At 60.3% G+C, this 11888-nt stretch carries 8 protein-coding genes; 3 read left to right on the top strand and 5 right to left on the bottom strand.

Annotated features, from left to right (window positions below):
* Positions 1 to 51: 51 nt before the first annotated feature.
* Genes K5D32_RS15550 through K5D32_RS15560 form a run of 3 tightly spaced genes read right to left on the bottom strand, consistent with a single transcriptional unit; the run spans position 52 to position 4956 of the window.
* Positions 52 to 1392, bottom strand: a complete 1341-nt coding sequence (locus K5D32_RS15550) for an HlyD family type I secretion periplasmic adaptor subunit (protein ID WP_221600930.1) — start codon at positions 1390 to 1392, stop codon at positions 52 to 54.
* Between the two features lie 11 nt (positions 1393 to 1403).
* Positions 1404 to 3542, bottom strand: a complete 2139-nt coding sequence (locus tag K5D32_RS15555) for a type I secretion system permease/ATPase (protein WP_221600965.1) — start codon at positions 3540 to 3542, stop codon at positions 1404 to 1406.
* Positions 3543 to 3600: 58 nt separating this feature from the next.
* Complete coding sequence (locus K5D32_RS15560; protein ID WP_221600932.1) at positions 3601 to 4956, bottom strand: TolC family outer membrane protein; 1356 nt, start codon at positions 4954 to 4956, stop codon at positions 3601 to 3603.
* A gap of 419 nt (positions 4957 to 5375) precedes the next feature.
* On the opposite strand from K5D32_RS15560, the gene K5D32_RS26130 reads away from it, so the two are divergent.
* A complete protein-coding gene (locus K5D32_RS26130; RefSeq protein ID WP_221600934.1) occupies positions 5376 to 7970 on the top strand; it encodes a retention module-containing protein in 2595 nt (864 codons plus the stop codon).
* Positions 7971 to 7973: 3 nt separating this feature from the next.
* Here the strand turns inward: K5D32_RS26130 and K5D32_RS15570 are convergent, their stop codons facing one another.
* Positions 7974 to 8375 carry a YbaN family protein gene (locus tag K5D32_RS15570; protein WP_221575597.1) on the bottom strand — a complete coding sequence of 134 codons (402 nt, stop codon included), beginning with the start codon at positions 8373 to 8375 and terminating at the stop codon, positions 7974 to 7976.
* Between the two features lie 10 nt (positions 8376 to 8385).
* The gene (locus tag K5D32_RS15575) at positions 8386 to 8973 is read right to left on the bottom strand and encodes a YecA family protein (protein ID WP_025261033.1); all 588 of its coding nucleotides are present in this window, start codon (positions 8971 to 8973) and stop codon (positions 8386 to 8388) included.
* Between the two features lie 177 nt (positions 8974 to 9150).
* On the opposite strand from K5D32_RS15575, the gene recQ reads away from it, so the two are divergent.
* On the top strand, positions 9151 to 11280 hold the full coding sequence (gene recQ, locus K5D32_RS15580) for a DNA helicase RecQ (protein WP_221594103.1): 2130 nt from the start codon (positions 9151 to 9153) through the stop codon (positions 11278 to 11280).
* 91 nt (positions 11281 to 11371) lie between these two features.
* Positions 11372 to 11806, top strand: coding sequence for a MarR family transcriptional regulator (locus tag K5D32_RS15585; protein ID WP_221536340.1), 435 nt, complete (start codon positions 11372 to 11374; stop codon positions 11804 to 11806).
* Positions 11807 to 11888: the final 82 nt, after the last annotated feature.

Here is an 11888-nt window from a genome sequence, read left to right on the forward strand (position 1 = left end):
ATACTGATGCATAATAAGAGATACAAGCCGCAGCCGCAGCCGCATTAGCTTTTACCTCTCCCTCAACGCCTCACTCCCCCCCTTCAACACCGGCTTCAACAAATAATCCATCACACTCTTCTCCCCGGTAATAATATCCACCGTCGCCACCATCCCCGGAATAATCAGCAGTGGCCGATCATCCCCACCCAGATGATTCCTGTCGGTCCGTACCTGTATCAAATAAAAACTATTTCCCTTGTCATCCGTAACCGTATCCGCCCCGATCACCTCCAATCTGGCAGGCAGCCCGCCATAAATCGTGTAGTCATAGGCGCTGAATTTGACCATCGCCTTTTGTCCCGGATGCAGGAAGGCAACATCTTGCGGACGCACTCTGGCTTCGATGAGCAGGTTGTCTTCCAGTGGCACGATTTCCAGCAGGTCGCTGCCGGGTTGGACGACGCCGCCGATGGTGTTGATCTTGAGGGTTTTGATGATGCCGCGTACCGGGGAGGTGACGGTGGTGCGGGTCATGCGGTCGTCGATGGCGATGCGGTTGGCGCTGATTTTTGCGAGGTCGGAGCGTTTTTCGTTGAGTTCCCGGGAGGCTTCGCTGCGGAAGGTGAGTTCCGATTCCTGGGCTCTGCTTTTGATTTCGTTGATGGCGGCTTCGGCGCGTGGGATGGCCAGGGTATTGGCGTTCATCGAGCCGCGCATCTCCACGGCGTTGCGTTTGAGGCGCAGGATTTCCACGGGCGAGACGGCACCTGAGCCCACCAGCGGTATCGACATGTCCAGCTCCTGCTGCACCAGCGCGAGGCTGTTGCGGAATTGTTCCTGGCGGGAGCGAAACTCGGCCAGTTCCTGGGTTTTTTGCCTGAGTTGTTCGTTGAGGGTGCGTTGTTCTCCGTTCAGTCGCCGTTGTCGGGATTCGTAAAATGCACGTTCATCGGCGGCCACTTGCGGGGCTTTTTCGATCACTTCTTGTGGCAGGAGCAAGGGCCGTCCTTCGGCTTCGGCGGCCAGGCGTTCGACCTGGGCTGTGAGGGTCAGGCGGTCGACTTCACTTTCGCCCCGGTTGGACAGAAAGCGCGTGTCGTCCAGGCGCAGCAGGGTATCGCCCTTGTTCACCACCTGGCCTTCGCGCACGAATATCTCGGTGACGATGCCGCCCTCCAGGTTCTGGATCACCTGGACCTTGCTGGACGGGATGGCCTTGCCTTCGCCAGTGGTGACCTCTTGCAGCACGGCATAGTGTGCCCAGATCAGCGCGGTCAGGATCAGCGCCGTGGCCACCCAGACCGTGAGGCGATGCGAGTCTGGCGAGTCTTGTTGGAAGGCGCTGTTGCGTTCGTTCATGAACCCGGCCTCGGGGCTTAAGCGGCGGCGCAATCCGTAGGTGACTGACATGATAATGCTCCTCAAATAGGGGCCGGGCCCTTGCGCAGCGCTTCGATCACGGCCGCTTTCGGGCCGTCGGCCACCAGCTTGCCGTTGTCCAGCACCAGCAGGCGATCCACCAGGCTCAGCATCGACATGCGATGGGTGACCAGCAGCAGGGTCTTGCCGGGCATCAGTGCGTGAAGGTGCTGGCGCAAAATGTCTTCGCTGGCGTTGTCCATGTGGCTGGTGGGTTCGTCCAGCAGCATGATCGGCGGATCACGCAGCAGCGCCCGCGCCAGCAACACGGCCTGGCGCTGACCGCCGGACAGTAACTGGCCGCGCTCGCCCACGGGCCGGTCGAAGCCTTGGGGATGTTTGAGGGCCAGTTCGTCGACGCCGGTAAGGCGTGCTACTTCCAGCATGCGGGCATCGCTGGTGTGGCGTGCGCCGAGGGTCAGGTTGTCGCGCAGGCTGCCCGCCAGCAGCGGCAGGTCGTGGGCGACATAGCCGATCTGTTGTCGCAGGGCGGTGATTTCCAGTTGTCGCAGGTCGAGACTGTCCAGCAGCAACTGGCCTTCGTCGGGTGTATAGAAGCCCATCAACAGCCGCGCCAAGGTACTTTTGCCTGAGCCGCTGCGACCAATGATGCCGATCCGTTCGCCCGGTTCGACGCTGAAGCTGATGCCGTTCAGTGCGGGTGCGCTTTGCTGGCCATAGGCAAAGCTGACATGGCTGGCGGTCAGCGCGCCCTTGAGGGGCGGGCATTGCAGCGGACGCTGGCGGGTGTCTCGCTCTTGAGGCAAGGCCATCAGGGTGTCGGTGCTTTTCATGGTCAGTTGCGCTTGTTGATAGCGGGTGATCAGCCCGGCGATCTGGCCCAAGGGTGCCAGCACGCGACTGCCCAGCATGTAAGTGGCTACCAGCGCGCCGACGCTCAGGCTGCCCGCGATGATGCTGTAGACCCCGGCGACGATGGTCGCCATGCCGCAGAACTGCTGGATGAACAGCGTGCTGTTGCTGGCCAGTGCGGCCAGATGCCGGGCGTGGTTGTCCAGACGGGTGAGGGCACCGTGGGTGCTTTCCCATTGGTGTTGGCGCTCGCCTTCGGCATTGCAGGCCTTGAGGGTTTCCAGGCCGCCGAGGGTTTCCACCAGCAAGGCTTGTCGTGCTGCGCCCAGGCTCAGGCTTTTTTGCACGGTGTCGCGCAACAGCACCTGAATCGTCCAGGCAAAAGCCACAGTCAGGGGGAAGGCGATAATCGGGATCAGCACCAGCCAGCCACCCAGCAAACCGATAACGCCGAGCATCAGCAAGGCGAATGGCAGGTCGATCAGGCTGGTGAGGGTGACGGCAGTCAGAAACTCCCGAAGCCCCTGAAAGTCATGAATGCTCTGGGCAAAGCCACCTACTGTGGCCGGGCGGTTTTGCAGGTGCATGCCGATGATGCGTTCAAACAGGGTCGCGGACAGGATCAGGTCGGTCTTGCTGCCGGCCTGATCCAGCAAGCGGGCGCGAATCAGCCTTAATCCCAGCTCGAACAGGGTGCCGACCAGCAGCCCGATAGCCAGCACCCATAAGGTCGCGGTTGCCTGATTGGGCACGACGCGGTCGTAGGTCTGCATGACAAACAAAGGCACCATAAGGCCCAGCAGGTTGATCAACAGGCTGGCGAGGATCGCATCGCTGTAGAGCCCGCGAGACAGTTTCAGGGTGTCGCGAAACCAGGTCTTGACCCTCGGCAGCAATGGCGCGCGCAGTTGTTCCAGCTCATGCAGCGGACGGGCGAACAAGGCCTGGCCGGTGTAGCGGCGGGCCAGTTCTTCCCGGCTGACCCATTGCTCGCCGCCCTCGTTTTCACTGGGCAGGATCAGTGCTTGTCCGTCGTCACCCCAGCGGCTCAGGACGGCGCAGCGCTGGTGGTCGAGCAACAGCAGGACTGGCAGGTTCAAGCTGTCGATGGCGTTCAGTTCGCGTCGCAGCCAGCGGGCCTGCAATCCGGCACTGGCGGCGGCCCGAGGCAATTGCGCACTGCTCAAACGCTGCTTGGCCAGTGGCAGACCGGCACTCAGGCTGGCACGGCTGGTGTTGCAGCCATGCAGGTTGCAGAGGATCAGCAGGCCATCGAGCAAGGGATCGTCGTCGTTCGGCACAGGGTCGAGGGCGGCGGACAGTTCCATTTGATTCACAGGCAGGTTTCCTGGGTGGTTGCGGGGTATCGTCATCGCGAATGAATTCTTACTTCAGCGAGGGCAAACGCGCCTGGTTTTCCACTTCGTTCAGCGCCACCGCTTCGGCTGGCAGCACCACGCGCTGTTTGCGCAGCAGTTCTCCTTCGCTGGCCAGTACGCGGTACATGGCCAGTTCTTCGGTGTAACGCACTTCGGTGTAGCGGCGGCTGGCGTTGTACAGCTCGTTTTCGCTATCCAGCAGGTCGAGCAGGGTGCGTTGGCCCAGGCCGAACTGGTCCTGATAGGCTGCGCGCACGCGGGTGGTGGAGGTCACGTAGTCTCGGGCAATCGGGGTTTGCAGGCGGGCGTTGTCCATGGCGTTCCAGGCCAGCGACATGTTTTCGTTGAGCATACGCAAGGCGTTGTTGCGGATGTCCAGGGCCTGGCCGGTCTTGTAGGCGTTGGAGCGCAGGCGCGACTTGTCCCGGTTGCCGTTGAACAGGTTGTAATTCATGACTACGGCGGCTCGCCATTCGTTGTCATGGCCTTCCTCACCTTGCAGGTTGTCATTGGCACCCACGGCCAGTTCTGCATCGAAGCGCGGGTAGAAGGGCGACTTCGCGATTTCGTACTGCTTCTCGGCAGCCTGCACATCGGCCTGGGCCGATTTCAGATAAGGATTGTTGAGCAGCATGCTCTGCTGGGCATCCGACAGGCTCAGCGGCACCTCGCCCTTGATGGACGGCGGCGTTTCCAGTTCGTCAGGCAAGCGGCCCACGGCACTGGCAAAGCTGGCTTCGGCGTCCGCCAGTTCCACCTGGGCGGTATGGAAATTGTTCTGCGCCAGTGCCCGACGAGCCAGGGACTGGTCGCGATCTGCCTTGCTGCCGACACCACGTTCGCTGCGCAGGGTGATCTGGTCATTGATGCGCAAATGCGCCTGCAGATTGTTGCGGGCCAGGGTCAGCAGTTCACGGCACTTGAGCACGTCGAGATAAACCTCGATGGCGCGCAGGGCCAGGCTCTGGGACGTGCCTTGCACGTAATAGGCGCGGGAGTTGACCACGGCCTGGGTTCGGCCCACTTCGTTGGGGGTATTGAAGCCGTCGAACAACAACTGGCGCAGGCGCAGTTCGGACTGGGTGTAATTCAGAATCCGCGAGTCATGACCATAAAGGGCGCGGGTGCTGGGGCTGTCGGTCTTCTGCCGACCGTAGGTGGCCACCACATCCACGCTTGGCAGATAGCCGCCTTTGGCGACGTTCAGTTCTTCACCGGCAGACAGCCTTTCGTTCTTGCTGGCCTGGATTTCCGGGTGATGATCAAGGGTGTTCTGGATCGCTTCGGTCAATGTGATGGCTTGCGCTTGCGCACAGGCCACCGCAAGCACGACGGCGCTGTAAAGCGGAGTCAAATCGCGCATGAATACGTCTCCCTTCGTAAAAGTGTTCTGCTGGTCAATAAAATGACTTTTTCGTGCAGTCAGCCGTGTCAGGCTTGTAACAACACAGCTAAGAACAACTTTTGAGAAAGCTCAGACGTTTATTTCATATGCCTTATGCCGAAAAAAACTTATGCCATTTCTGGAATACAGACGATGGTTGTTTTTGTCAGGCCCTTTTATTCAGCCACTTAAGTGCGATTTTTTAGCTTTTTTGGCTTTTGACGGAATTATGTCGGCATGTGAAGCGTATGAAATTGCATGTGAAAACCACAGATTGATCAGTCGACAATTTTTTGTCGTTAAAAGGTTGTCGGGGTTTTACCTGTTGCATGGGCGAGCCAATTCAAGAGCAGATCCGAGGATTCTCGGGCTCGATCATTATGAAAAAGGGAGGGAATATGGCCAGGGTGATCGGTACGGTACGACAAGCGGTGGGCGATGTTGTAGCAGTGTCGAGCAGTGGTACTCAGCGGGTGTTGAGTGAAGGTGATCGTGTGTTTGCAGGTGAGCAGCTACAGACCGGTACAACAGGCGCGATTGTCGTGCAGCTTGAGGGTGGCGGTGAGCTGACGCTTGGGCGAGAAAGCCGTCTTTCGCTTGAGCCGTCGCTGCTCGACGGCCAGCCCGCCCATGTGGAAACCCTTGACCCGCTGACCCCGAAACTCGGGCTGCTGGCGGCTGTCGAGCAGGCCACAGGGCTGGAGGCAGAGCCTGTGCAGAGCGGCGATGAAGTGGTTGGCGCAGAGGGCGGTGGGCATAGCGCCGTGATCCTCAGTGAAACGGGCGCAGAAGTGACGCCCGTTACAGGCTTTGTGACTGAAGGGCTGATCATGGTCCCGCTGTTTCCCGAGGGGCAGGCCGAATTCCTGCGTGGCGTGGCAAGCGATCCGCCCGGCGCGGTGGTGATACCGCCGATTGTGGAACCCACTATTCCCGAGCCGCCTGTTGTGGCGCCGCCTGTCGAGCCTCCTGTAGAACCACCGGTCGAGCCTCCAATCGATCCGCCAGTGGAGCCTCCCGTCGATCATTGCGTCAAGGTTTCGTGCAGCGCGCTGACACTTAATGAGGCCAACCTGTGTGGCGGTTCGCAACCCGATGCCGGGAAGCTGACTCAGCAAGGTACGTTCACGGTCAGCGCGCCTGACGGGCTGCAATCCCTGACGGTCGGCGGTATCGAGGTGGTGGTTGCCGGTGTCGTGATGGGTTTTCCCCTGTCTGCCCTTACCGCTCTGGGCAACAGCCTCAGCATTACGGGTTACGATCCGCAGAGCGGGGTGGTCAGTTATAGCTACACCTTGCTCGACTCGCTGGAACACCTTGAAGGCGAGGGGGCCAATAGTATCGGTGAGCAGATCGAGGTGATCGCCACGGACCGGGACGGTGATTCAGGTTCGGCCCATCTGGATATTTCCATCATTGATGATGTGCCGATGGCTGCCGATATCGAACTGTCGGTGCCGTGCCCGCTGCCTGGCTGCGAGGTCGCGCCGGGCCGGGTGGTCAGTGGCAGCCTGTTGACTGGCGGGACGTTTGGCGCTGATGGTGGGGTCGTCAAATCCATCACGCTGGAGGGCGTGACCTACATTCATGATCGCAGCGGCATCAGTGTCGTGGACGAAACGGGTTGTGGCGGCTCCACGCTGATCTGTTTCGATCCGGTCACCCACGAACTCACCCTGCTCAGCAGCACGGGCGGGACGTTGCTGGTGAACATGGACAGCGGCGCTTTCAGTTACACGCCGGGCGCTGTCGGAAGCTCCATGACCGAGCAGATCGGTTTTGTGCTCAGCGACAATGATGGCGATCTGTCCGGCGCTGATCTGTCGATCCATGTTCCGGCGTGGCAGGGGCCGCATGCGGTGGCGGACAACATCATCACCAACATTCTGGCCCCTTGCATCGAGGTGCCTGGCGCAGTCTTGCTGGCCAATGATCGCTCGCCTCAGGGCGACCCGCTGACCGCGACGCCGACGGTTTTCCATACCGGCTGGCGTGCGCCCGGTGCGGATTTCACGGCCTGCCTGCCCGGCACCATCGAGTTCAAGGGCTCTCGGGACAAGGTCGAGAATCAGGTTCGGGACCTGAGCCGCAGCGACTTTTACGTCAACAGCGCCGTGACCGCGACCGTGCTGCTCAATGGTTATCTGGGGGCCTGGCAGATCGATACCTATAACCACCAGGACATCCTCAATATCGAACTCAAGGCCGGTGAAACCCTGACGGTCGATACCCGCTATCTGTCCGATCAGGTGGGGCTGGCCTGGAAGATGGACAACGGCGAGTATCAACCGCTGGACGCGAGCGGCACCATCACCGCCACCGAGGACAATGTCTATCGGCTGATTCTGATCCATCAGCCTGATCCGGGTGTGATCAATAAAGGGCTTACTTATCAGGTCGGCCTGACCATCGACTACAGCGCCGTGGACACCACGCCGGCTTACCACGGCACTTACACCGCCAGCGACGCCCATGGCAGCAGCGATGTGGCACCGGTCAGCATCAGTTATCAGCAAGGACATTCACTGATCGGCACTGAGGGCGATGACGTGTTGCTGGCAGGGAGCGGAAATGACTGGCTGCATGGCGGCGCTGGCAACGATCTGCTGATTGGCGGTGCTGGCAATGACACGTTGATCGGTGGCACCGGTCAGGACACGTTCATGTGGCTGGCCGGTGATACCGGGCATGACCGTGTTGTGGATTTCACGTTCGGTGCCGACAAGCTCGACCTGTCGCAGTTATTGCAGGGCGTAGGCGATTCGCTGGATGACTACCTGCACTTCAAGGTGTCGGGCAGTGGTGCAAATCTGGTGTCGAGCATCGAGATTGGCACCAGCGGCAGCCAGACCATCGATTTGGCGGGCATCGACCTGGCCGGGCATTACGGGGTGAGCACCGGTGCGGGCGGCTGGGTGGCCAGTGGCGCGGATACGGCTTCGATCATCAACGGCATGCTGGGGGATCATTCCCTGAAGGTCGATACGGTCTGACGCTCAAGGCTTGTGCAGGGTTTTCTGACGAAGGATATAGATCGTTACCAGCACTGCGCAGGTCAGCATGAAGCCGCGAGCCCAGGGCAAGGGCACCAGATAGCAGGACAGGCTGATGCTGGCCCACATCAGGCCGATGGCGTAGACCTTGCCCTTGAGGGGAATGCCATTACCCGCCAGATAATCACGAATCCACGGCCCGAGCCGTTTGTGATTGACCAGCCAGTTGTAGAAACGTGGCGAGCTGCGTGCAAAGCAGGCAGCGGCCAGCAGCAGGAAAGGCGTGGTGGGCAGCACCGGCAGGAAAATCCCGATGACGCCCAGACTTACGCTGGCCCAGCCGACGGCCACCAGAAGATAGCGCACCAACCGGTGACGGCTGGTGCGCGGCAGGTCGTGCGCCATAGGCGCCGACTCAGTGGTGACGAGGCTTGAGGATCGCCGGTTTTTCGTCCGGAGCCTGGCACAGCAGGTACAGCGCGGTGAGGGCTTCGGGGATCTGAACGATCATGTCGTCCATCAGGTTGGCGTCCGAGGCGATGTCGGAAAACTCCGGTTGTTCGTCGAACAGGCCCGAGCCGACCATGATTGGCAACAGCATTTCGCTGACTTCTTCCTCGGCGCTCTCGAACCAGGCATTTTCACGCAGGAACACGCCTTCCATGAAGCCGATGCACCAGCCGCGCAGGTCGGAATCGTCCGGCTCATCGCCCAGATCCAGGTCGCATGGCAGCTCGAATTCTTCGTCGGAAGCCAGTTGGCGGGCGATGTGCGCCTGCAACAGGCTCAAGGTGGTTTCGATTTCGACGCGCTGGGCTTCGCTGGCGTAATGCGGCGGTTCTGAGAACAGCGCATCGATCCACTCGCGCTCCGGAACCTGCTCGGAACAGATGGAAATGGCGGTCAGATAGCCATGAGCGGCCACGTAGTCCAGTGCTTCTTCATGCAGTTCATCTGCATCGAGGAAGACTTGCAGGCGGGTGAGTTGCTCAGCGAAGGACATGGACGGACTACCTTGGAAAGAAAACAATGCTGAATTCTAGGCCCTGCGCGTCCGGGGCGCCAGCGTAGAGGTCGATCACAGTTAATTTTGACCACTCATGTCCCGGTCATCCTTTGCCGTTGATCGCTCGGGTATACTGCCGGGCTTTGCAGTGCAGCAGGACAATCTGGGGTTTTTATGCTCGAACAGGCACAACGCGTACTTAAAGACATCTTCGGCTACGACAGTTTTCGTGGCCGTCAGGGTGCCATTATTGAGCGCGTGGCCAGCGGTGGCGATGCATTGGTTCTGATGCCGACCGGTGGTGGCAAGTCCTTGTGTTTTCAGGTTCCGGGCCTGTTGCGTGATGGTTTGTGCGTGGTGGTTTCACCACTGATTGCCCTGATGGAAGATCAGGTCTCGACCCTGGATGAGCTGGGGGTTTCGGCTGCTTCGTTGAACTCGACCCTGAGCCCCGAACAGCAGCGCGATCTGGCCAACCGGATCCGCCTGGGCGAGGTCAAGATGCTCTATCTCGCGCCTGAGCGTCTGGTTCAGCCGCGCATGCTGGCGTTTCTGCAGAATCTGCAGATTGCCCTGTTCGCCATCGACGAGGCCCACTGCGTTTCCCAATGGGGCCATGACTTCCGGCCTGAATACCTGCAACTGGGGCAACTGGCCGAGCTGTTTCCCAATGTGCCGCGCATCGCCCTGACGGCAACCGCCGACAAGCGCACCCGTGAAGAAATCGTCACGCGCCTGCACCTGCAGAACGCCGAGCGTTTCCTGTCCAGCTTCGACCGGCCCAACATTTTCTACCGCATCGTGCCCAAGGAGCAGCCCCGCAAACAGTTGCTGGCGTTTCTGTCCGAGCGGCGCAGCGATGCCGGTATTGTCTACTGCCTGTCGCGTAAGAAAGTCGACGAAGTGGCGGTTTTTCTCAGTGACAACGGCTACCCGGCGCTGCCTTACCATGCCGGTCTGCCTGCCGAGACTCGTGCCCATAATCAGAGGCGCTTCCTTAATGAGGAAGGCCTGATCATGGTTGCCACCATTGCCTTCGGCATGGGGATCGACAAACCCAACGTGCGCTTTGTTGCTCACATGGATTTGCCCAAGTCCCTTGAGGCGTATTACCAGGAAACCGGTCGCGCCGGCCGTGACGGCCTGCCCGCCGATGCCTGGATGGCCTACGGGCTGCAAGACGTGCTGATGCTCAAACAGATGTTGCAGAACTCCGAAGGCGACGAGCGCCACAAGCGTCTGGAGCATCACAAGCTCGATGCCATGCTGGCGCTGTGCGAAGAAACCCGTTGCCGCCGCCAGACGCTGCTGGCCTATTTCGATGAAGACATGCCCAATCCTTGCGGCCATTGCGACAACTGTGTCGACGGCGTGCAGACCTGGGATGCCACCGAGCCTGCGCGTCAGGCCCTGTCGGCGATCTATCGCACTGGCCAGCGTTACGGTGTGGGCCATCTGGTGGACGTGCTGCTGGGCAAGTCCAACGACAAGGTGGAAAGTTTCGGTCATCAGCATCTTTCGGTATTCGGTGTCGGCAAGGCGCGTTCCGAAGGCGAATGGCGTTCCCTGTTCCGGCAACTGGTGGCCCGCGGGCTGGCGGACATCGATCTTGAGGGCTACGGCGGCCTGCGCCTGAGCGACACGTGCCGCCCACTGCTGCGAGGCGAGGTCACGCTTGAACTGCGTCGCGACCTGAAACCGCAAACCACTTCCAAAGGCAGTTCCGGCAGCCCGGCCAGTCAACTGGTGCGTGGCGAAGAGCGCGAACAGTGGGAAGCCTTGCGTGCCTTGCGCCGCAAGCTGGCCGAAGAACATGGCGTGCCGCCTTATGTCATCTTCCCCGATTCGACCCTGCTGGAAATGCTGCGCAGCAAGCCTGAAACCATGTCCCAGATGGCTCGGGTCAGCGGTGTCGGTGCCCGCAAGCTGGAGCGTTATGGCGAAGCCTTTCTTGAAGTGCTGGGCGGGGCGGCAGAAGCGCCTCGCGTGGTGGCTGATGTGCGCCACGAACTCATCAGTCTGGCGCGCGCCGGCATGACTCCCGCGCAAATCGCCGGGCAATTGCAGTGCTCGGAAAAGAATGTCTACACCATGCTCGCCGAAGCCATCGGCAAGCAGCAGTTGTCACTGGAACAGGCTCTGGACCTGCCCGAAGACCTGCTGGGCGAAGTTCAGGATGCCTTCCTCGATGGCGAAGGCGAACTGCCTGCCGTTGCGGAAATCGCCGGGATGTTCACCGGGCGAGTCCCCGAAGGTGTCCTGTATTGCGTAAGGGCAGCCTTGCAGTCCGAATTCGAGATGTAACGCTCACGATGAAACATCACAGTGTCATGCTTGCCTGAATATCTGGAGCATGATTAGCTCGCTAATAATTAGTTTTAGATATGAGTTTTTTATGCCGCTGACTGATGAACATCGTTTCGGGATGCAACTGGCGCATCTCACCCGAGGCTGGCGCGCCGAACTGGACCGCCGCCTCGCCGACCTGGGGCTGTCCCAGGCGCGCTGGCTGGTCCTGCTGCATCTGGCGCGCTACGAAGAGCCGCCGACCCAGCGCGAACTGGCCCAGAGCATCGGCGTCGAAGGCCCGACCCTGGCGCGTCTGCTCGACAGCCTGGAAGCTCAGCAACTGGTGCAGCGTCAGGCTGTTCTCGAAGACCGCCGCGCCAAGAAAATCGTCCTCAGTGATGCGGCACGTCCCCTGATCGAGAAGATCGAAACCATCGCCAATGCGTTGCGTATCGAGCTGTTCGAAGGGGTGAGCGAAGAAGAGCTGCGAGTGTGCATGAGCGTACACGCACGGATTCTGGCCAATCTGGAAAGATCCTGAGGCGAGGCCACGGGTTCTCGCTCATACTGCTGACGGACAGTGAAGTCCATTACCGATTACGCCAAGCTTTCCATAAGGGTTC

This window comes from Pseudomonas cichorii, from assembly GCF_019719005.1.
Taxonomy (GTDB): domain Bacteria; phylum Pseudomonadota; class Gammaproteobacteria; order Pseudomonadales; family Pseudomonadaceae; genus Aquipseudomonas; species Aquipseudomonas cichorii_E.